The following is a 22,181-nucleotide window of genomic DNA, read 5'->3' as shown; positions in this document are numbered from 1 at the left end:
GCCATGTTCACTTCATTGAAGGTGGTCAGGATGGCGTTGGTGGCTTGCGACTGCAGCAGGCGCTCGGCGATACGCGCGCGCAGGCGGCTCATGGGCACGCGCTGCTCGGGACGCTCGCCCAGGTCGGCGGGCTTGGCCGAGGCTGCAACCTGCGGCAGGACCGTGGTCGGTGCGCCCGTGGGGATGGCGGCAGCGGCCGGCTTGGCGCCGCCGGCGGTCGCGCCCAGGACGTCGCCCTTGGTAACGCGGCCGTCCTTGCCGGTGCCGGGCACGGAGCCGGCGGCCAGGTTGTTGTCGGCCATCAGCTTGGCGGCGGCGGGCATGGGGACGCCGGCCATGGAGCCACCCGCCGCAGCAGGAGCGGCGGCCGGGGCCGGCGCAGAGGCTGCCGCGGCAGCCGGTGCGGCTGCAGCAGCGGCCGCAGGCGCGGCGGCGCCCGCCTTGCCTTCGGTGTCGATACGGGCGATCACCTGGTCGGACACCACGGTGCCGCCGTCGGCGACCACCAGTTCGGTCAGTACGCCGGCGGAAGGCGCGGGCACTTCGAGCACAACCTTGTCGGTCTCGATCTCGATCAGGATTTCATCCACGGCGATTGCTTCACCGACTTTTTTCTTCCACTGCAGCATGGTGGCCTCGGCCACGGACTCGGACAGCTGGGGGACTTTGACTTCTACGATAGCCATGTTGTTTCTTTCGTGTGCGTTCTAGTGTTCTGTGTTGCGGGAAGGCCGGCCYTACTTGGACAGCACAAAGCCCTTGAGCTTGCCGAAGGCGCCTTCCACCAGCGCCTTTTGCTGTTCCTGGTGCAGGTGCGAATAACCCGCTGCCGGCGATGCCGAGGCGGCACGGCCGGAGTAGCCCAGCTTCTGGCCGTCGAGCATGTTTTCGTGGATGTAGTGCTGCACGAAGAACCAGGCGCCCTGGTTTTGCGGCTCGTCCTGGCACCACACGATGTCGGTGGCGTTCGGATAGCGTTTCAGCTCGGAGGCAAAGGCTTTGTGCGGGAAGGGATAGAGCTGCTCAACGCGCAGGATGACGGTGTCGTCCGCGCCCTTTTCCTCGCGCTTCTTGGCCAAGTCGTAGTAGACCTTGCCAGAGCAGGCGATGATGCGTTTGACCTTGTCGGCCTTTTTGTTGATCTCTTCCTTGTTCTCGGGAATCACCGTCTGGAAGCCGCCCTTGGTGAACTCGCTCAAGGGGGATGCCGCATCCTTGGCGCGCAGCAGCGACTTGGGCGTCATGATGACCAGCGGCTTGCGCAGGTTGCGCACCATCTGGCGGCGCAGCACGTGGAAGATCTGGCTGGCCGTGGTGGGCTGCACCACCTGCATGTTGGTGTCGGCCGACAGCTGCATGAAGCGCTCCAGGCGAGCCGAGCTGTGCTCGGGGCCCTGGCCTTCGTAGCCGTGCGGCAGCATCAGCGTGATGCCGTTGACGCGGCCCCACTTCACTTCGCCGGATGCGATGAACTGGTCGATCACGACCTGCGCGCCGTTGGCGAAGTCGCCGAACTGGGCTTCCCAGATCACCAGCGTATTGGGGTCGTTGGAGGCGTAGCCGTATTCGAACGCCAGCACCGCCTCTTCGGACAGGATGGAGTCGATGACGACGAACGGGGCCTGGTTGTCGGCCACGTTCTGCAGGGGCACGTAGGTGCCGGTGTCGAACTTTTCACGGTTCTGGTCATGAATGACGGCGTGGCGGTGCGTGAAGGTGCCGCGGCCGCAGTCTTCGCCCGACAGGCGCACCGGGTAGCCGCTGGCCACGAGCGAGGCGAAAGCCATGTGCTCGCCCATGCCCCAATCCACAGGGATGTCGCCGCGGCCCATGGCGGCGCGGTCGTCGTACACCTTCTTGACCAGCTGGTGCGGCGCCACGGTGCCGGGGATGGCAGTGATCTTGTCGGCCAGGCGTTTCCACTCGGCCATGGGGATGGCGGTGTCGCCCGCGTCGGTCCACTTCTTGCCGAGGTAAGGCGTCCAGTCGACTGCGTACTTGCTCTTGAAGTTGGTCAGCACCGGGTCGAAGGTGCTCTTGCCGGCGTCCAGCGCGGCGCGCGTGGCCTTGACCAGATCGTCGCCCAGCGTGTCGCCCATGCCCTGGGCCGTGAGCTTGTCGGCATACAGCCTGCGCGTGCCGGGGTGCTGCGCGATCTTTTTGTACATCAGCGGCTGGGTCAGCGCAGGGGTGTCCTGCTCGTTGTGGCCCAGTTTGCGGAAGCAGATGATGTCGACCACGACGTCCTTCTGGAATTCCATGCGGAACTCGAGCGCCAGTTGCGTGGCCAGCACGACGGCTTCGGGGTCGTCGCCGTTGACGTGCAGCACCGGTGCTTCAATCATCTTGACGACGTCGGAGCAGTACAGCGTCGAGCGGCTGTCGCGCGGGTCGCTGGTGGTGAAACCGATCTGGTTGTTGATCACGATGTGCACCGTGCCGCCCGTGAAATAACCACGGGTTTCGGCCAGCGCCAGCGTTTCCATGACCACGCCCTGCCCTGCGAAGGCGGCGTCGCCGTGCACCAGCACCGGCAGCACCTGCAGGCCCTTGGGATCGGCGCGGCGGTCCATGCGGGCGCGCACCGAGCCTTCGACCACGGGGTTGACGATTTCCAGGTGCGAGGGGTTGAAAGCCAGCGTCAGGTGGACCGGGCCGCCGGGGGTGGTCACGTCGGAGCTGAAGCCCTGGTGGTATTTGACGTCGCCGCTGGGCAGGTCTTCGGGAGCGGTGTGGTCGAACTCGGCGAACAGGTCGGCCGGGACCTTGCCCAGGGAGTTGACCAGCACGTTGAGGCGGCCGCGGTGGGCCATGCCGATCACGATTTCCTGCACGCCCTTGATGCCGCCCTGCTGGATCAGCTCATCCATGCTGGCGATAAAGCTTTCGCCGCCTTCGAGGGAGAAGCGCTTCTGGCCGACGTACTTGGTGTGAAGGAAACGCTCCAGGCCTTCGGCGGCCGTCAGGCGGTCCAGGATGTGGAGCTTCTTTTCCTTGGTGAAATTGGGCTTGCTGCGAATCGATTCGAGCTTTTGCTGCCACCAGCGCTTGTGGTTCTGGTCGGTGGCGTACATGTACTCGGCGCCGATGGTGCCGCAATAGGTCTCGCGCAGCGCGTTCATGAGCTCGCGCAGGCTCATGGTGTCTTTGCCGAAGAACGTGTTGCTGGTGTTGAACACGGTTTCCTGGTCGGCGTCGCTGAAGCCGTAGAACGACGGCTCCAGTTCGGGAATCTTGTCGCGCTCGGCGCGCTTGAGCGGGTCCAGGTCGGCCCAGCGTGCGCCGACGTTGCGGTAGGCGGCGATCAGTTGCTGGACGGCGGTGCGCTTGCGGCCCATTTCGGAGTCGGCGCCGCTGGCCACGACAACCTTGGTCTGGCCTTGTTTGGCGCGTTCGGCGAAGGCGTTGACGACCGGCAGGTGCGGAACGTCCTTGGCATTGCTGCCGTCGACGGCGGGAACGTGCTGGAGTGCGTCGAAATACTCGCGCCAGKTGTCRGGMACGCTGCCGGGGTTGGCSARGTAGTTYTCGTACATCTCTTCGACATAGGGCGCATTGCCGCCGAAGAGATAGGTGTTGCCTTGATAGGCAGAATAGACGGACGATGCCGTCGGGTTGGAACTCATTACGCTGACCTCCGTTTCCCTTTGGGAAACATTAGCTGGCCACAACAGGATATGGCTGGTTGATTAACCTTCCGCAACACGGCTGGACCGATTAGCGGATGCGACTGTGGCAGGAAGGGCCTTCAGAAACAACCCAGATTGTGCCACCGAACTGTGACAGCCGAAAGACCATGCCATGCCCATTTCGAATAGGTCATGTCTTTTACATGGCTCACATACCTTCACATGCCCGGCCTTGACAGCTGTTTGACAGATTGGGGCGAAAGCTCAGGCGGCAAGGCCCGGGTTGCCGGCCACGCCCACCAGCTTGGGCGTATTGGGTTTGACGGGCTTGATGACCTTCTGCGTCTTGAGGTAGCTTTCCACCACCTCCCAGACCGGCGGGCCGGCGTTTTTGCTGGCTTCGGCCACCGGCGCCCAGCCGGCCACCTTGTAAGTCTTGCCGGCCTCAATCAGCTTGCCGCCCAGGCGCATGTCCTGGATGCGTTCGCCCATTTTTGCGCCGGGCTCGCAGGTGTAGGTGAGGCCGCCCACGCGCACCATGTCGCCGCCCTGCTGGTAATACGGGTCGGGATTGAAGAGGTTGTCGCCCACGTCTTCCAGGATGGTCTTGATCATGTCGCCGCGCATGTCGGTCAGCGTGGTCCAGGGATAGCTGATGGCGGTCTGGTCCATCACATGCTCGCGCGTGATGGCCTGGCCGGGCAGCAGCGAGGTGCCCCAACGGAACCCCGGCGAGAACGCGATGTCGGCGCCGCGCACCTTCATGAGTGCGTCGAGGATCAGCTGGTCGAAGCTGCCGTTGAAATTGCCGCGGCGGTACAGCGTGCCTTCGGTCACCGCCAGTTTTTCGTCGAGTTTGGCGGTGTAAGGCGCCCTCACCTTCGCGATCAATTCGTTCATGGCCGCATCGGCCGGCAGCAGGTTGGCGAAGACCGGCAGCAGCCGGTAATTGAAGCCGGCCACCTTGCCGTCCTTGACGTCCAGGTCCAGCACGCCCAGGAATTTGCCGTTGCTACCGGCATTGGTCACGATGGTCTGGCCGCCGGGATTTTTGACGATGACGGGCACCGGCACGCCGTCGTGGGTGTGGCCACCCAGGATCGCATCGATGCCGGTGACGCGCGAGGCCATCTTGAGGTCCACGTCCATGCCGTTGTGGCTCAGCAGCACCACGGCCTGGGCACCTTTGGCGCGCGCCTCGTTCACGGTTTCCTGCATCTCGCTTTCGCGGATGCCGAAAGTCCAGTTGGGCGTGAGCCAGGCCGGATTGGCGATCGGCGTGTAGGGAAAGGCCTGGCCGACGATGGCCACCGGCACGCCGTTCATTTCCTTGATGACGTAGGGCTTGAACACCGGGTCACCGAAGTCGCTGGTCTTGACGTTCTGGGCAATGAAGTCGATCTTGCCGGCGAAGTCCTGCTCGACGATTTTCTTGATGCGCTCCTCTCCATAGGTGAAATCCCAGTGGCCCGTCATCACGTCCACGCCCAGCAACTTGGCCACGTCAACCATGTCCTGGCCTTGCGTCCAGAGCGCCGTGGCGCTGCCCTGCCAGGTGTCGCCGCCGTCGAGCAGCAAGGCGCCGGGGCGCCCGCCCTTGAGCTGCTTCACCAGCGTGGCGAGATGGGCGAAGCCGCCCACCTTGCCGTACTGGCGGGCCGCCCGCTCGAAGTCGAGGAAAGTCAGCGCATGGGCCTCGGGCGTGCCCGACTTCAGGCTGGCCGCCTTGAGCAGGTGTTCGCCGACCAGGTGCGGCGCCTGCCCGCGCATGGCGCCCACGCCCAGGTTGACGGAAGGCTCGCGGAAATAAGTCGGCAGCAGTTGGGCGTGGCAGTCGGTCATGTGCAGCAAGTGCACATTGCCGCTGCGCGGCAGCTCGTACAGGCCGGCGGCCTGGGCCGCACCGGCCTCACGCTGCAGGGGAAAACCGGCGGCCAGGGCGGCCGCCATGACACTTGCGAATTCGCGGCGGGAGAGGTTCATGGCGTTGGACATCCTGCCCGGCGCACCAGGCATGCTTTCAGGTTGCGGTCAAATCGGGAACCGGCGCGCGCCCGCTTGACGGGCCGGCAGCTGGAACGATGACCAGTGATTCCATTTCTAATTCAATGCGAGAGTAGGCGCGTCGCCGCAGACAGTGCTACAGCACGGCAAGGCGGCGCAACGACCTATCGCTTTGAAGTAGGAATGGAATTATTTGTTAACGGGCGAGTTCGGGTCTAGCAGCAGCGCCATCACGTCGCGGATCTGCTGCTCGTTCAGGATGGACGCGTGGCCGAACCGGGGCATGTCGGAGCAGGCGTTGTAGGCCTTGGCGTTCCACAGCTTGCCCCAGGTGTAGTCGACGATGGGTTTGCTCTCGGGCGATGCCGGGTTACTCACACCGCGCAGCTTGCCGTAGTTGTAGAGGCTGGGGCCTATGGAGCCGAAGGACAGCTCGGCCTTGCTGATCTGGTGGCAGTTGTAGCAGCTGCCGCCGTTGGCCTCGCCGGGTTTGTCGCTCCAGGTCAGGCCGCGGCCGTTCTGTGCGATTTTTTCGCCTTCGCTCCAGTTGCCGAGGTACTTGCCGTCCGAGGGCAGCTTCACCGTCTGCAGGTTGGCCTCTTCAATCGACTTGGCGAGTTTTTCGTCCAGCGGTTTGCCGGCCGCTTCCGAACAGGCCTGGTTGGAGGCGTCCAGCGTCAGCCGGTCCATCTTGGCGATGCCCTGTTCGCGGAAGGAACTCTTGAGCACCTGCTGCGTGGCCTCATCAACCTGCTGGGCCGTGGGCGCGGTGGCGCAGCTGGCCAGGAAAAAGGCGGCGAAAGCCAGGCCTGCCGCGGACAGCGCCGCTTGTGTGTATGACTTGTTCATGTGGATTTTTCCCGATGCCGGACTTGAGGGATTAACGTTTCAGGGCGGGCGCGATCGACACGCCGCCCTTGCTGTTGACACCCATGTACACGCCCAGGGCGATGGTGGCATCGGAGGCATAACCCGGGAAGGGGAAGCGCTGCTGCCGGTAGCAGTCGTTCAGGCGTCGCTGCATGCTCCACAGGTCGCCACTGGAGACGCGGTAGGCCGGCCAGGCGCCGAAGCCGTTGCCGGCGCCGGGCTGCTTGGTCAGGTTGGGCAGGTCCTGCAGGCGCACGCGCTTGTTGTCCTCGCCGTGGCAGGACGCGCAAGAGAAATCGTAAGGGCCGCCGCGAAGGTAAAACACCTTCTTGCCCACTTCGTACATGAGCTTTTCCTTGGCATGCGACTGCGGCACGTTAAACGCCATGTCGCGCGATTCGGCGGAGAGATAGGCCACCAGCGATTCAATCGATTTCTGCTCGCCGGCGCCGAAGGGGGTCTTGGCGATGTCGGCGGCGCTGAAGCCTTGCAACTGCTCCATGCAGGTCAGCAAGCGCGACTCGAGGTCCTGCACACGCTGCGTATCGGCAAAGAAACGCGGCAGCTCGACAAAAGCGCCCTTGACCACGCCCGGGCCCTTGCCCAGGTCGCATTTTTCCAGCGAGGCGTTTTTCGGGCCGCGCGCCTGTTTCCAGAGGGCCTCTCCCTTGGCTTCATACAGCTCGGCCGGGTTGCCGTCGGCCAGCATGGCGCGGTATTCGGCAATGCCTTCGGCCGTGCTTTTCTGCGCCGCGGCCTGCAAAGGCAAGGCGGCTATCGCGGCCAGTGCCGCCAGCCCGAACAGGCTTTTTTTCATCGTGGTCTCTCCTCAAATATCGTTGTGGGCGGCCGGGGCCGCGGCGCAAAAACCGGCGAACTCAGGAGATGACGGCCTCGTCGGTCCGTTTGTCGCCGTGGTTGTCGGTCCAACTGACCGCGATCTTGTCACCGGCTTTGCCGCCCTTGAAGCTGAACTGCACAAATGGGTTTTTGGACACGGCCGTGCCCCACTGGGCGCTCATGACGGTCTTGCCGTTCCAGGTGGCGTTGATGTTCTGGATGAACCAGGCCGGCACGGTCTTGCCGGCGGCGTCCTTGCGCTGGCCGCTTTCCATTTCATGGCTCACGAGCACACGCACCGTGGTTTTATCGCCTTGGGCCTGGGCCCGAATCCGCATTGGGTCTGACATATCTTTTTCCTTTCAGTCGTTTGGGTGTCGCGAGGCTCAGCCGCCGCAGCCGCCCAGAGTCACTTTGACTTCTTTCACGGCGTAAAAATATTTGTCCCCGGCCTTGGCCAGCGCGTAGACATTGGAGGACTGGCCCATCTTGATATTGGTCGAAACATTGGCGTCGGTGCCGGCCGGGATGTCGAACATGGCGGCCAGTGCGCTCGGGTTTTTCTCGACGATGAGGGCGATCTGCGTCGTGTTGGCGATGTTGCTCTGCGCGCCTACGCGCACCACGTTGCCGTTTTCGGCGATTTCAGGCGCTTGCAGCAGCAGGTCCTTGCTTTCGACCGGTGCGCTGGTGGCGCCCATGGCCTTGGCCGCGTCGGCCAGGGACTTGCTCTCAAAAGCCGCCTTGTTCCAGCCGGGGGCGTTTTGCGCATAGGCCGGGCTCAGGCCCGAAGCAGCCGCCAGCGCCAGCGCCGTGGCGCCGGAACTGCTAGCCAAAAAATCACGACGTTCCATGGTTGAACTCCTCTGTATATAACTTGAATGTCTTTAAAAACTTAGCCCGATTGGACACAAAACCGCAAAACTCCGGGAGGGTATTTCTCCCAGCATCCTCAAAAAAAACACCGCCGGTCCGCACGCCTTACTTCGCCGCGCCCTGCACCAGCCATTGGGAAATCTGCGCCGACTCCGCCGCGCTCAAAGCCTGCGGCGGCATCGGGATCGCACCCCAGGCGCCCTGCCCGCCGGCCTTGATTTTGCCCGAGAGGTAATTCACCGCATCGGCGCGGTCCTTATATTTGTTGGCTATATCCTTGAACGAAGGACCCACCAGTTTGTTGTCCATGCCGTGGCAGGCCAAGCAGGCATTTTTCTGCAAAAAAGGCATCACGGACGCCGAGCCGGAAGCGGCCGTCTTTACCACGGCGGCCACAGGGGCCGTTGCGGCGGGCGCGCGTTCCGCCTGCGCCATGACGACGCCGGATTTTGCCTCGGTGGCCAAAGCCGGGCGTGTCGTATCCACACCGCGGCTCTGGCCCACCAGGCGAGATTGATCTGCCAGGTTGCCATGGGCGTTGCGCGCATAGTCCGGCAAAAAGCTTTTGACCACCACTTCGGCCTTGCAGTTCGCCATGCAGTTGGACCCTTGCACGTCAGGCTTGGCCGTGCCGCCCAGTTCCTTGCCGGGCCACATCGCGTGCGCCGTGGTCATGCCGTTGCGGTTGGGCAGGCGGGCCTGTACCTCGCGGATGTTGGTGTCCGACAGCGTAAAGTCTTCCGGCAGCACATTGCCCAGGAACAAGATGTAGGCCGTCGCGGCATAGACCTCGTCGGGCGTCAGCGTCTTGGGCGCGGTCCAGGGCATGGCGCGGTTGATGTAGTCCCACAGCGTCGACAGCGTCGACACCTTCATCAGCGTGGTGCGGTTGGGCTGGTTGGCGCCCGGCATCAGGCCGTCGACCCGGCCGCTCTTGATGTCCTGCGCCGTGGTGCCGCCGGCGATCGGCGTGAACACCTCCGACGACTCGGCAAAACTGCCGTGGCAGGAGGCGCACTGCGCCTCCCACAGCACTTCGCCCTGCCGCACCGTGCCCTGCCCCTTGGGCAGGCCCTTGAAATCGGGCCGCACGTCGATGTCCCAGGCCTTGACCTCGGCGGGCGTGGCGGTTCTGCCGACGCCGGCCAGCGCCGCCTGCCGAGCGGCCGGCTGCGCCTCTGCAAAGCCTGTGGCCAAGCCGGCAAGCACCAGCAGCAGCGCGAGGGGAGCGTGTTTAAACCTGGACATTTTTCACCTCGCCGTTTTCTTCCAGCGACCACGACTGGATGGCGTTGTTGTGATAAATGCTGCGCGAGGCGCGCACCTTGCGCAGCTCGCTGTAGGTCGGCTGGACCTGCCCGGTTTCGTCCACCGCGCGGCTCTGGAAAATCGCCGGCTTGCCGTCCCAGACGAAGTCGGCGTTAAAGCGCGTGAGGCACTTGGCCAGTACCGGCCCTTCGAGCCGTGCCTGCGTCCAGTTGCGCCCGCCGTCCACCGAGACGTCGACCCGGCGTATCTTGCCGCGCCCGCTCCAGGCGAGGCCCGTGAGGTTGTGAAAGCCCTTTTGCAGCAGCACCTGGCCGCCGCTGGGCGAGGTGACCACACTTTTGACTTCCTGGATGCTGGTGTACTGCCGGTGCAGGCCGCTGGGCTGCAGGTCGACATAGTGAATGGTTTCATCCTTGGCGCCGTAGGGCATGTCGCCCACCTCGATGCGGCGCAGGTACTTGATCCAGCTCACGCCCTGCACGCCAGGCACGATGAGCCGCAGCGGATAGCCGTTTTCGGGCCGCAGCATTTCACCGTTCTGCCCGTAGGCGACCAGCACCTCGCCGCTCATCACCAGGTCCATGGGAATGGTGCGCGTCATGCCCGAGCCGTCGGCGCCTTCGGCCAGGATGAACCTGGCGCGCTTGAGGTCGGCGCCGCAAAGTTCCAGCAAGGTGCGCAGCGGCACGCCGGTGAATTCGCTGCAGCTCAGCATGCCGTGGGTGTACTGCACCGTCGGCACCGCGGCATTGCCCCATTCCATGCCCGTATTGGCGCCGCATTCGATGAAGTGCATACGGCTCACGCTGGGCAGCCGCATCAATTCGTCCATGTTGAAAACCATGGGGCGCTTGAGCATGGCCTCGTCGGAGCCGTTGAGCATCAGCCGGTGTTTGGACGGGTCGATGTCCCACCAGCCCTGATGGTGGCGCTCAAAGTGCAGGCCGCTGGGCGTGATGATGCCGAACAAGCCTTGCAGGGGACAAAAACTCACGCTGGCCTGGCTGACACGCGTCAGGCCCGGGCTTTCGCGGCGCTGCAGGTTTTTCTCGAATTCGCTCGGCAGGCCGTAAGGTCGCGCCGCCACCGGCTGGCCCAGGCCCTTGCTGTGCGGCGGAAGGTTCAGGATTTCGGGCTCGCCTTCAGCAGCCGCAGCGCCTTGAGCAGCGGCCTGGCCCGCGGCCAGCGTGCCGGCCGCGGCGGCGAAGGCACCGGCCAGAAAACCGCGGCGCCCGGCCCGCACCTCTTGTATCTGCTCGCGAGAAAGGAAGTTCTCAGGGGCGCGCTGAAGGAATCGGTTCAACATCATGGAGGCGTCTTTCGGTTCAGGCGTCCTGTGTGCCGGAGCGCGGCGACAGGCTTTGCGCCGGGGGCAGCGCGCCCGGCTCATCCAGTTCGATGGCGATCTGGGTGCAGACGCTGCGGCACAGCGCCACGGCTTTTTCGCTTTGCACCCGGTAGATCACCTGGGTGCCTTCCTTGCGTTTGGCCAGCACGCCGGTGCGGTACAGCACGGCCAGGTGCTGCGAAAGGTTGGGCTGCGTGGTGTCAATCTCGGCCAGCAGCTCGTTGACGGATTTTTCACGCTCGCACAAGGCGCTCAGCACGCGCAGGCGCATCGGCGTTGCGAGTACACCGAACAGCTCGGCCGCCAGTTCAAACACCCGGCCCCGTTCAACCTGGGCACTGGCCTGGATCATCTCGTCCATAGTGACTTCTTCTTAATATAAGTAATGACTAATATTATTCATCCAAACGGGGGAGCTTTCCTCCGTGATTACCCTTGGCAGCCTCCTGAAACTGGTGAATATCACCAAGCCGGTGCCAAAGGTCCCAAAAGGTGTTGCCGCAACGCACTCCGCCCCTCTGTAGCAGGTGTAATAAAACCCTGAAAGTCATGCCTCCGTGATATAAAACTTTTGTTACTTACGGGTTGTTACCTGGGAACTTTATAAAATAATACTTATGTATTCAAAACACAGACTTTTCTCGGGCGGCATTCTCTTCCTGCTTGCAGGCCTTTTGAGCGGCCTGGCACATGCGGAAGTCGACGCACTGGTCACCAACGCACGCACCCTGCTGGACCAGAGCCAGGCGCAGAAAGCCTTCGATCTGCTGGAGCCGCAAGAGGCCGCGCGCGCGGGAGACCCGGACTTCGACACCGTATTGGGCATCGCCGCCAACGAAACCGGCCAATACACCCGCGCGGTATTCGCGCTGGAACGCGTGCTGGCCGTGCAGCCCAGCAATTCAAGGGCACGCGCCGAACTCGGCCGCGCACTTTTCTCGGTCGGCGATACCAAAGCCTCCCGGCAGGTATTGCTGGAGACCAAGCAGGACAACATCCCGGCCGAAGCCGCCGCCACCATCGACCAGTTCCTGCAGGCCATTGACCGGACGGAAGAAGCCGCCCGCTCGTCGGTCAAGCCCTTCATCGAAGCCAGCATCGGCTACGACACCAACATCAACAGCGGCCCCGGCAATCCCAATGTGGCCGTGCCCGCGTTCGGCGGCCTGATCTTCACGCTCAACAGCGCCGGCGTCGAAACCAAGGACGCCTTTGCCAGCCTGGGCGGCGGCTTGTCGGCGCGCTACGTGGTCGATCCGCGCTGGTCGCTGATCGGCAACGTCTACGGCAATGCGCGCGTCAACGCCAAATACAACGACTTCAACACCGGCCAGGTCGACCTCAATTTCGGCGCCAGCTACCGCTACGACAAGCACGAATTCTCGGGCGTCGTCCAGGCCGGGACCTACACCGTCGCAGGCTCGCGTGCCCGCGACCAGCAAGGCCTGGTCGGCGAATGGACCTACCGCATCGACGGTTTCCGCCAGTGGAGCAGCTACATCCAGTGGGGCGACCTGAGCTATCCCGGCCAGTCGCTGCGCGACGCCACGCGCACGGTAATCGGGACTTCCTATGCCCATGCTTTCCGGGACAGCAACATCGTCGTCTTCGGCGGCGCTTACGTCGGCAAGGAAAAAGAGCGCGCCTCAGGCGTCCCGCAACTGGGCCATGACCTTGTCGGCGTTCGCACCGGCATCCAGAAAACCCTCTCGGATGCACTGGCGCTGTTCGGCAGCCTCGCCTACGAAGACCGCAAATACGGCGGCACCGACCCGCTCTTCCTCGTCACCCGCCATGACAAGCAGTGGAACCTGAACCTGGGCCTGAACTGGGTGCCGGCCAAACTGTGGCGCGTCACGCCCCAGCTGGCCCTGACCTCGGTGAAGTCCAACGTCGTGATTTCCGACTACAACCGCAGCCTGTTCTCGGTCACGGTGCGCCGCGACTTCTGACCGGCTTGCCGGCCAACAACGCCCCCATGAAAACAACAAGAAAATTCCCGCTCAAGCGAGTCGCCCTCTCGGTGGTGATCGCCGCGGCGTTTCCCGCCCAAACCATGGCCGCCGGGTCGGCCGGCGTGGCCCAGTTCATTGCCGGCGACGTCAACGTGCAGCGCGCGAACGGAAAAACCGAGGCCCTGGTCAAAGGCAAAGCGCTTGAAAGCGGCGAATCTATCCTGACGGGCAACGCCGGCCGGGCCCAGGTCCGCTTTTCCGACGGCGGCCTGGTGTCCCTGCAGCCCAACACCGACTTCAAGATCGCCAACTACGTCGATGAGGCCGACCCCAAACAGGACCGCTTCCTGGTCGACCTGCTGCGCGGCAGCATGCGGGCCATCACCGGCCTGATCGGAAAACGCAATCGCGAAAACTACAAGGTCACCACCACCACGGCCACCATCGGCATACGCGGTTCCGGCTTCAGCGTGGGCTATAACCCCGACGGCTCTCTGGGCATCACGACCGAGCTGGATGCCATCGAGGTCTGCAATGCCGGCGGCTGCGTGGGCCTGACGGCCGGCGAATCGGTGCGCGTCATCAACAGCTCCGAGGCACCTGTCCGCACCAATGTGCGGGCCAATGTGCCGACACCGCCGCCTACCCAGGAAGTGGCCGTGGCCGGCAACCAGACCACGTCCGACGGCAAGCCCGCCATTGTTCCTCCGCCCGCCGCGACGCCGGCGCCCGTCAAGCAGGTGTTCACCGACCTGGCCGCAGCGGTTGCGTTCACCAATCCCTCGACGTCCAGCTCGGTGGTCGAAAGCTATTACCCCGAGGCCGGCACGGCCGTGCTGACCAGCTTCCTCAGCGGCAAACCGATCGACTTCGACAGCGTCGACAGCCGCAACGTCCGGACCCAGTTCCGCAGCACGCCCGGCCTTACGACGATGGAAAAAGGCGCGCTGGGCGTACCGACCGATCTCGACTTCGTCGGCTGGGGCAGCTGGGTGACGGGGCAAAAAATCGTGGCGGGCTCGACCACCGCGATTGAATCCGTTCACTTCGTGATGGGCCGGCCGACGCCGCTGGCCCAGATGCCGGCCGACAACATGCAGGGCACCTACCAGCTTGCCGGCGGCACGGCCTTTTCGAGCCTGCTCGGCGCGGGCCAGCTTGTCGGGGGTTCGCTGGTCGCCAACTTCGGCGCCTACGGTGCGGGCCAGGGCTATGGCAGCCTCAGCCTCACCACGCGCTTCGGCGGCAACGACTATGGCGTCAGCAGCGAGCTGGACATCAACAACGCCAAAATCACCAACAATTCGGGCGCGAATGTCACCGGTTTTTTCACCGGCAACAATGCCAGCCGCGCCGCGCTGGTCTACAGCGCTCCCTCCGTTACCGGTGCAGGCGCCAACGCGGGGCAGGTTTCCGGTGCGGCCGTTTTTCAGCAAAGCACCCTGGTCCTTCGACCGCCCTTGTAAGCAGGGCCCCCTTTAGTTCAGCAAGCCAGTCCAGCGCGAACGCCTAAAAAATCCCCGGAGAAACCGCCATGACCCCGCACATCAAGCTCCAACACACCGTCCTGGTCATGGCGCTAGCCGCCATTTACCCCCTGCAAGCCTTCGCCGCGCCCTCCGCAGGCGTCGCCCAGTTCATCGCTGGTGATGTCAACGTCCGCCGCGCCGACGGCGGCACTACGCCACTGGTCAAGGGCAAGGACATTGAAAGCGGCCAGGCCATCGTGACCGGCGCCAGCGGCCGCGCGCAGGTGCGCTTCACCGATGGCGGGCTGGTTTCCCTGCAGCCCAACACCGAGTTCAAGGTCGCCAACTATGTGGACAAGGCTGATCCCAAGGAAGACCGTTTCCTGGTCGACCTGCTGCGCGGCAGCATGCGGGCCATCACCGGCCTGATCGGCAAGCGCAACCGCGAGAATTACAAGGTCACCACCACCACGGCCACCATCGGCATACGCGGCTCCGGCTTCAATGTCGGCTACAACCCCGACGGCTCGCTGGGCGTGACGACCGAGCTGGACGCCATCGAGGTCTGCAATGCCGGCGGCTGCGTGGGCCTGACGGCCGGCGAATCGGTGCGCGTGATCAACAACACCGATGCGCCGGTGCGCACCAATGTGCGGGCCAATGTTCCCACGCCCGCTCCCGAGCGCGACCCGGTCACCGTCGGAGACAAGGTCAACGACCAGGGCAAACCCGATCTGATCAAGGTTGTTGAACCTGTTGCCCCCACCCCGCCAGTCAACACCGGCACCTTCACCAACCTCAAGGTGGCGGCGAACTATTACGTCCCCCTGGTCTCCGGGCCCGGGCCCCAGGTTGGCCCTGTGGTGGCGACCTCCGCGACCCTGGATCTCGGGAAAGTCACGGACTTCACCAGTGGAAGCAACGTTTTCAAGCCCACCGTGGCCAACAGCTTCGGTTCAGCCGGCACCATCGCGGCCGGCGACTTTATTGGATGGGGTACCTGGACGACGGCCACGAAAAACAGCGGGACGAACCTTGCGGACCTCCACTACATCATCGGCCAGCCCACGGCGGTCATGCCCACCACAACCGGCATCGCCACCTACACCCTGATCGGCGCCACCCCGGTCACCGGCTATACCAGCCCCAGCGGGCCGGCGACCGCCATGGGAACACTCACCTCCGCATCGATGGCGGTCGATTTCGTCAACAGCAAACTTGGCGTGACCATCAACACCACCCTGGGCAACATCAGCGTGGGAAGCCTCATCGCGATTTCCGGCGCGCAATTCACCTACAGCTCCGGCACAGGCATTTACGTCAACGGATTTTTCACAGGCGTCAATGCCAACCGGGCGGGCCTGGTCTATACAGGTCCCGGCACAACGATTTTCTCCGGCGCGGCAGCCTTCCAGGCACCGTGAGCCAAGCGCCTCAGCGCAAATAGAAAGCCAGGTCGCGCGCTATGGCTTCGGGGCCGTGGGCGTTGATCGCTTGCCGCGTGGCGGCCTCACCGACCCGGCGGCAGAGTTCGGGCGAGTCACTGAGGGCCATCAAGCTGTCATAGGCCTGCTCCTGGGTCCTCACAAGAAAGCCCGATGTCCCATGGGCCATCATCTCCGCGTAGCCGCCTGCCTCATGCGCCACCACCGGCAAGCCCGCCCCCATGGCCTCCAGCACCACGCGGCCATAGGCTTCGATGAACAAGGCCCCCGTCCGGTAGAAAACCGCGTCGAGCGAGCGGTAAAACTCAGGCATGCTTTCAGTTCCCGCCGCCAGCAGTTCAATGCCGGCCACTCCGCCCAGCCCCGGTGCCAGGCAGGTACCGCCCATGATGCGCACCCGGATGCCCCTGCTGGCAAGCATCCGGTAAAGGCTCAGGTCGTCCGGGTGATGCTTTTCGAGCAGGTCACGGCTGGCACGCCCGACCGTAAAAGGTCCGGGCTTTTGCGTGGCCTCGAATCGCTGTTCGGCCACCCGCAGGAAAGGCTCCAGGTCCAGCATGCTCGGTATCACACGGCCCGGCAGCGCGGCGCTGCGCCGCACAAAATCCGATACAAACACGATTTCGGGATCAAGCCCGGTTGATTCGCGCACGCTCTCGACAATGGAAAAAAGCTGGCCCTGGTTGGAGAGATTGTGGAAAAGAACAATGCGCTTGAAGCGCGTGTACTTGAGCCAGATCCCCGGCTGCAGATGCACACCGCCGATCAGCAGCGTGCCGTCTTTGGGAAATTGCTGCGCGAAAGGCTGAACCGCGGTAATGCCTTCGCGGGCATAGGCCGGATGCACCGGTACGTCGGACCACAGCTTGACCGGGCGCCTGCCGGCCAGAAGCCGTCCGAGGTCCAGCAGTTCCCGTTCCGCGCCGGTAAATAGCTCACCGAAGCGTCCCAGCAAATGCAGGGGCGCGGCTGGGGCGCTGGCGGAGGGATCAGTCATTGATCCGGATTATCCCCGGGGCCGGCACAGGCCGGTGCCACATAATCCCGACATGCAAGATAGCCGACCAGCCGCGCCCGAACAGCCCCCGCTGCCTGCGGCCGCCACAGGCCATGGCGACTGGATGTTGCGCGGCGCACAACTGCATGCGGCCGGCCAGCTTGAACAGGCGCTCTTCGCGTTTGAGCAGGCCCTGGCGCTGAGCCCGCAGGACGTGAATGCCGCGTCGGCCTGTGCAACCTTGCTGAGCCTGCTCGACCGGCCCATGGCCGCCTACAGGACACTGCTGTCGGTAGAGGCCCAGCTGATGCAGGATGCCGACGGCGCGGCCAACCTCGCGATCACGGCCGAAACCTGCGGCGACCTGGCCAGGACTGAGGCCGCTTATGCAACGGCCCTGCAGCTTGACCCGGGGCACCTGCGCTCACTGAACAACGTCGGCATCCTGGCTGCGGGTTCGTCGCGCTGGGACATCGCGATAGGACTGGCGCGAAAGTGCGTGGAGCTGCAGCCCGGCCATGCGCCCTACCATGCCAATCTTGCCGAGTACCTTTCAGGCGCGCGGCGCTATGCCGAGGCTCTCAACGTCGTTGGCGCCGCCCTGGAGAAATTCCCTCTCGAGGGCGAACTGCGAATACGCCACATCGTCCTTCTCGCCTCCCACGGCGAGCTTGAGAAAGCGGACCTGGCCTTGGCCGGCCTCGTCGGTGAAACGCGCCTGCTTTTTGAAAAATTCCTGTCGAAACTCGATATCCCGGATGACCTGTACGGCAGCGCCGTCAGCCACGCGCGCAAGCTCACCCTTCAGCCGCCCGACGCATTGCAGATCCATCTTGACCAGGCATTCCGCGGCCTGTCGGCAGGCGACTGGCGAAACAACGACCAGCTCACCACCCTGCTGCGTGCCACCCTTGAAAAAAATGCCGCCACCGGCCTCGGCCGCTACTGGGGTGACGCGCCGTTTTACGGCCTGCCGCTGGATTTGCGGGACGACGAGCTGGCGCAGATGCACAGCGAATCCATCCCCGTGCTCGACGCCCGGCTCAAGGCATCGTTGCCGGCTTTTATAAGGCGGCAAAAGCCAGTTTCCCGGCAGGACGACCGCATCCGCGTGGGCCTGGCCGTGCAAAGCCTTCACGATTCACGCCAGCTGCAGGCGCTCACGCAGCAGCTTGCGCTGCATGATGCATCACGCTTTGCCATCCATGTCTATGCTTTCACGCTGCGGCCCGGTCCACTGCCGGCTGACTCGCTGCGGCCTCATGCGGCAAGCGTCAGCGAAATCGGCCATATGGCGGCGGCGGAAKCGGCCGGGCGCATGCGGCTGGACCAACTGGATATCTATATCGAAATGGCTTCGGATTCGCCCTGGAGCCGGCAAGACATCGCGGCCATGCGGGTAGCGCCTGTGCAACTGCGCCAGACCGGCCTCTACCAGCGCCATGTGCCCGGGCATTGGGACTACAGCCTGTCGGACCGCTTTGCCCATCCCGGCGACGCCGAACCTTCACAGGACGGCGCCATCGTCCGCCTGCCGCATAGCTGCTGGCTGGCAAGCGCCGGCCGGCCGGAGACCGGACGCACCCTCTCGCGCGAGGACGCAGGGCTGCCCACCGACGCGCTGGTGCTGGCTTCATTCAGCGCGCCGGCAAGCATCGATCCGCACAGTTTTTCCGTGTGGATGAAAATCCTGCGCGGCTTGCCCGATGCCGTGCTATGGCTTCCCCGCTGCGGCGCGGCGGCGGTCAACCTGGTGCGGGAAGCGCAGGCCGCCGGTGTGGGCCCGGCCCGCCTGCTTTTTTCAACGCCCATGGATAGAAGCGAGGCACTGGCCGCCATGCGGCATGCCGACCTGTTTCTGGACACCTTGCGGCTCAGTGCCGCGCAGGGCCTGGAAGACGCCTTGCAGCTCGGCGTTCCGGCGATCACCTGTGCGGGCAAGCGCCCTGCATCACGCCTGGGCGGCAGCATCCTGCATGCCGCCGGCCTTGCGCAATGCGTCCTGGACAGCCCCGAAGCTTATCGGGCCGAAGCGGTGCGCCTGGGGCGCGACCCCGGTGCGCTGCGGGCCTTGCGGGAGCGCGTCGAAGCGGCTGCCGCAGCGGCGCCGCTGTTCGACCTGGCGGCACGCGTAAAGGAATGGGAAGCGGCCTGGACGGTCATGGCCGAGCGCTCCCGCGCAGGGCTGCCACCGGTAGCCTTTGACGTGGCCTAAACGGCAGGCTTGCCAGCCGGCACGGGCAATTCACACACCTCGCCCGTGGGCGCCAGGCCGGCCTGCGCCTTCGCTTCGGCGATGCCCACCGCGCGCGGCAAGGCCACCTGGTTCTTCACCGCCGTGAGTTCGGCCAGGATGGAAATCGCGATTTCGGGCGGTGTCTTGCTGCCGATGTAAAGGCCGATAGGGCCGTGCAGCTTGCCCAGTTCCTCTTCCGTCATGTCGAAGTGTTCGGCCAGCCGTTCGCGGCGGCGCTGGTTGTTCAGCCGCGAACCGATCGCGCCCACGTAAAACGCCGGCGAGCGCAGCGCCTCCATCAGCGCCAGGTCGTCCAGCTTGGGGTCATGCGTGAGGGCGATCACGGCGCAGCGCGCGTCCAGCTTCATGGCCTGCACCACGTCGTCGGGCATGCCGGTGGCCAGCTCGACGCCCTCAACCTGCCAGCTGTCACGGTACTCTTCACGCGGGTCGCATACCGTCACGGCGTAGTCCATGCCCTGCGCAATCTGCGCCACAAAGCGCGACAGCTGCCCCGCGCCAATGACCAGCAGGCGCCAGCGCGGGCCGTGCAAGGTCACCAGCGCGGCTTCCGACACCTGCATGGACTGGCTGGGCTGGGCCGTGCTCAGCGTCACGGCGCCGCTGTGCAAATCCAGCCGGCGCGCCACCAGCTCGCCGGCCTGCAGGCGCCGCAGCAGTTCCTCGATGCGGCTGTCCGCCGACAAAGGCTCAATCGCCAGTTCTATGGTGCCGCCGCAGGGCAGGCCGAAGCGGCGCGCCTCGTCGGCCGACACGCCGTAGGTGACGATGGCCGGCCGCGCGCGGTCCAGGCCCTCACGGCGAGCCCGGTCAATCATGTCGTCTTCAATGCAGCCGCCCGAGACTGAGCCCACCACCCGGCCGTCCTCGCAGATCGCCAGCATGGAGCCTTCGGGCCGCGGGCTGGAGCCCCAGGTCTTGAGCACGGTGACCAGCTCGCAGCGCAGGCCCGCAGCCAGCCACTGCGAGCAGGTTTTCAGAACTTCGAGGTCAATGTTGTCCATGCGCCGGATGCTAGCAGTCCGTGCTCATCTTTGCCTCAACCCCGGCACCAACCCCATATGTCGTCAGGCTTTGGCCAGGTTGTCATTGAGCGGCAGCGTGCGCACCCGCTTGCCGGTGGCCGCGAACACGGCGTTGGCCACCGCCGGCGCCACCAGCGCCGTCGCCGGCTCGCCGATGCCGCCGGGTTTTTCGGTGCTGGGCACCAGGGTGATGTCCATCACCGGCGACTCATGCATGCGCAACACCGGGTAGTCGCCGAAGTTGCTCTGCTGCACCCGGCCCTTGTCCAGCGTGATCTGGTTGTTCAGCGCCGCCGAGAGGCCGAAGACGACGCTGGACTGGATCTGCGCCTGCACCGTGTCGGGGTTCACCATGCGGCCCAGGTCAGCCACCACCGTCATTTTGTGCACCGTCACCTGGTTGTCCTTCACCGACACCTCGGCCACCTGCGCCATATAAGTGTCATAGCCCTCCATCAGCGCGATGCCACGGCTGCGGCCGGCCGGCGCCGGCGTGCCCCAGCCGGATTTCTCGGCTGCCATTTTCAGCACGTTGGCGAAGCGCGGCTGCTTCTCCAGCAATGACATCCGGTAGGCATAGGGGTCCTTGCCCGCAGCCAGCGCCATTTCGTCGACAAAACTTTCGTTGGCGAAGGCATTGAGCGCATGGCTCACCGAACGCCAGTAGCCCACGCGCAGCCCGCTGTCGTGGATCACCAGGTCGTACTGCGTGTTGGGAATGTCGTAAGGCATGACACCGGCTTCGGCCATGAAAGGGTCCAGCGTGTCCTTGGGCAGGCCGAAGGCGCGCTGCGTGATGGACTGCGAGGTCACCTTGAAGTTAAGCGCCACCGGCTTGCCGTCGGCCCCCAGCCCGGCGGAGAGCTGGTTCACCGCCATGGGCCGGTAGAAGTCGTGCGTGGTGTCGTCCTCGCGGCTCCAGAGCAGCTTGACGGGTTTGCCCACCGCCTTGGAGATCTGCGCCGCCTGCACGATGAAGTCCAGCTCCAGCCGACGGCCGAAGCCGCCGCCGAGGAAGGTGGTCTTCAGTGTGATGTCTTCCGGCTTGATGCCCAGCGCCGCCGCCACGCTGCCCTCCGCGCCCTGCTGGAACTGCGTCGGGCCTATCAACAGAATCTTGCCGTTCTTGTAATCAGCCGTGAAGTTCATCGGCTCCAGCGTGGCGTGCGCCAGCAGCGGCGACACGTACTCGGCCTTCAGCGTCTTGGCCGCGCCCTTCATCGCGCCCGCCGCGTCGCCCTTGGCCGGCACGATGGGAATCACCTTGCCGCTATCGGCCGCCTTGCGTATGCCGTCCAGCATGCTGGCATTGCTGATGGCCGCGACCGGGCCTTCGTCCCACTGCACCGTGAGGGCCTGGCGCGCCTTGAAGGCATGCCAGTAGCTGTCAGCCACCACCGCCACGCCGTCGGGAATCTGCACCACGTCAATCACGCCCGGCATGGCTTTGGCCTTGGCGGCGTCAAAGCTGGTGACCTTGCCGCCAATCACCGGGCATTGCTGCAGGCTGGCATAGACCATGCCCGGCAGCTTCACATCGATGCCGAACTCCGCCGTGCCGTTGACCTTCATCGGCGTGTCCAGCCGCTTGGTGGGCTTGCCGATGACGGTGAAATCTTTCGGGTCTTTGAGCGCCACTTTCTCGGGCACCGGCAGCTTCGACGCTGCCTCGGCCAGCGAGCCATAGGTCGCCTTCTTGCCGTTCGGGCCTATGACCATGCCGTTCTCGGCCTTGAGCGTCGACGCATCCACATTCCACTTGGCCGCCGCTGCGGAAACCAGCATGGTCCGCACCTGCGCGCCCGCGATGCGCAGCTTCTCCCAGCCGTCGCGCACCGAAGTCGAGCCGCCCGTGATCTGCGCACCCAGCAAGGCGTTGGTGTAGACCTTGCCCGGCGGCGCGATCGCGACCTTGACCTTTCGGATGTCCACATTGAGCTCTTCCGCGATCAGCATGGGCATGGAGGTGTACACGCCCTGCCCCATCTCGGAGCGGGCGGACAGCAGCGTGATGGTGTTGTCATCGGCAATATGCACCCAGGCATTGGGCGTGTATAGCGTGCCGGCCGCCTGTGCCGACGGCACGCCCAGCGTGACGCCCAGCATCAGCCCGCCCCCCGCGACCGTCAGGGCGGACGAAGTCTTGAGGAAGGTGCGGCGGTTCGGAGAAATCAGTGAGGTGATGGTCATGATGGTT

17 protein-coding genes are annotated in these 22,181 nt (G+C 64.6%); 4 read left to right on the top strand and 13 right to left on the bottom strand.

Features of this window, described 5'->3' with window-relative positions:
• From AC1D1Y_RS15540 to AC1D1Y_RS15495, 10 genes are all read right to left on the bottom strand, one after another.
• Positions 1–686 (bottom strand): biotin/lipoyl-containing protein (locus tag AC1D1Y_RS15540; protein ID WP_477683102.1); only part of this gene is annotated, 686 nt, incomplete at its 3' end.
• Between the two features lie 51 nt (positions 687–737).
• Positions 738–3,626, bottom strand: coding sequence for a 2-oxoglutarate dehydrogenase E1 component (locus AC1D1Y_RS15535; RefSeq protein ID WP_477683107.1), 2,889 nt, complete (start codon positions 3,624–3,626; stop codon positions 738–740).
• Between the two features lie 267 nt (positions 3,627–3,893).
• Positions 3,894–5,612 carry a thiosulfohydrolase SoxB gene (soxB, locus tag AC1D1Y_RS15530; protein ID WP_477683101.1) on the bottom strand — a complete coding sequence of 573 codons (1,719 nt, stop codon included), beginning with the start codon at positions 5,610–5,612 and terminating at the stop codon, positions 3,894–3,896.
• A gap of 210 nt (positions 5,613–5,822) precedes the next feature.
• Positions 5,823–6,482, bottom strand: coding sequence for a sulfur oxidation c-type cytochrome SoxX (soxX, locus tag AC1D1Y_RS15525; protein ID WP_477683100.1), 660 nt, complete (start codon positions 6,480–6,482; stop codon positions 5,823–5,825).
• Between the two features lie 31 nt (positions 6,483–6,513).
• A complete protein-coding gene (gene soxA, locus AC1D1Y_RS15520) occupies positions 6,514–7,320 on the bottom strand; it encodes a sulfur oxidation c-type cytochrome SoxA (RefSeq protein WP_477683099.1) in 807 nt (268 codons plus the stop codon).
• A gap of 61 nt (positions 7,321–7,381) precedes the next feature.
• Positions 7,382–7,693 (bottom strand): thiosulfate oxidation carrier complex protein SoxZ, encoded by a 312-nt coding sequence (gene soxZ, locus AC1D1Y_RS15515; RefSeq protein WP_477652106.1) that lies wholly within the window; start codon positions 7,691–7,693, stop codon positions 7,382–7,384.
• 36 nt (positions 7,694–7,729) lie between these two features.
• Positions 7,730–8,197: a thiosulfate oxidation carrier protein SoxY gene (gene soxY / locus AC1D1Y_RS15510; protein ID WP_477683098.1), complete on the bottom strand. Its 468-nt coding sequence runs from the start codon at positions 8,195–8,197 to the stop codon at positions 7,730–7,732.
• A 127-nt stretch (positions 8,198–8,324) separates the two neighbouring features.
• On the bottom strand, positions 8,325–9,467 hold the full coding sequence (locus AC1D1Y_RS15505; RefSeq protein WP_477683097.1) for a c-type cytochrome: 1,143 nt from the start codon (positions 9,465–9,467) through the stop codon (positions 8,325–8,327).
• Positions 9,454–10,794: a sulfite dehydrogenase gene (gene soxC, locus AC1D1Y_RS15500; protein WP_477683106.1), complete on the bottom strand. Its 1,341-nt coding sequence runs from the start codon at positions 10,792–10,794 to the stop codon at positions 9,454–9,456. The genes AC1D1Y_RS15505 and soxC overlap by 14 nt, the downstream gene beginning before the upstream one ends.
• A 19-nt stretch (positions 10,795–10,813) precedes the next feature.
• Positions 10,814–11,197 (bottom strand): ArsR/SmtB family transcription factor, encoded by a 384-nt coding sequence (locus AC1D1Y_RS15495; RefSeq protein ID WP_477652109.1) that lies wholly within the window; start codon positions 11,195–11,197, stop codon positions 10,814–10,816.
• A gap of 256 nt (positions 11,198–11,453) precedes the next feature.
• On the opposite strand from AC1D1Y_RS15495, the gene AC1D1Y_RS15490 reads away from it, so the two are divergent.
• From AC1D1Y_RS15490 to AC1D1Y_RS15480, 3 genes are all read left to right on the top strand, one after another.
• A complete protein-coding gene (locus AC1D1Y_RS15490; RefSeq protein WP_477683096.1) occupies positions 11,454–12,788 on the top strand; it encodes a surface lipoprotein assembly modifier in 1,335 nt (444 codons plus the stop codon).
• Between the two features lie 26 nt (positions 12,789–12,814).
• Positions 12,815–14,257, top strand: coding sequence for a FecR family protein (locus AC1D1Y_RS15485; RefSeq protein WP_477683095.1), 1,443 nt, complete (start codon positions 12,815–12,817; stop codon positions 14,255–14,257).
• A 68-nt stretch (positions 14,258–14,325) separates the two neighbouring features.
• Positions 14,326–15,684, top strand: coding sequence for a FecR family protein (locus AC1D1Y_RS15480; protein WP_477683094.1), 1,359 nt, complete (start codon positions 14,326–14,328; stop codon positions 15,682–15,684).
• Between the two features lie 10 nt (positions 15,685–15,694).
• Here the strand turns inward: AC1D1Y_RS15480 and AC1D1Y_RS15475 are convergent, their stop codons facing one another.
• Positions 15,695–16,702 (bottom strand): glycosyltransferase family 4 protein, encoded by a 1,008-nt coding sequence (locus AC1D1Y_RS15475; RefSeq protein ID WP_477683093.1) that lies wholly within the window; start codon positions 16,700–16,702, stop codon positions 15,695–15,697.
• 52 nt (positions 16,703–16,754) lie between these two features.
• Between AC1D1Y_RS15475 and AC1D1Y_RS15470 the strand changes: the two genes are divergently transcribed.
• On the top strand, positions 16,755–18,917 hold the full coding sequence (locus AC1D1Y_RS15470) for an O-linked N-acetylglucosamine transferase family protein (protein WP_477683092.1): 2,163 nt from the start codon (positions 16,755–16,757) through the stop codon (positions 18,915–18,917).
• On the opposite strand, the gene AC1D1Y_RS15465 is transcribed toward AC1D1Y_RS15470, so the two are convergent.
• A complete protein-coding gene (locus tag AC1D1Y_RS15465; protein ID WP_477683091.1) occupies positions 18,914–19,963 on the bottom strand; it encodes an XdhC family protein in 1,050 nt (349 codons plus the stop codon). The genes AC1D1Y_RS15470 and AC1D1Y_RS15465 overlap by 4 nt on opposite strands.
• A gap of 63 nt (positions 19,964–20,026) precedes the next feature.
• Entirely contained in the window at positions 20,027–22,174 is a 2,148-nt protein-coding gene (locus AC1D1Y_RS15460) for a xanthine dehydrogenase family protein molybdopterin-binding subunit (protein ID WP_477683090.1), read from the bottom strand.
• Between the last annotated feature and the right edge of the window lie 7 nt (positions 22,175–22,181).

The organism is Polaromonas sp. P1_G1 (assembly GCF_056405595.1).
Note: the sequence above shows the minus strand (reverse complement) of the source record. Positions and strands in the feature narration are given on the sequence as shown.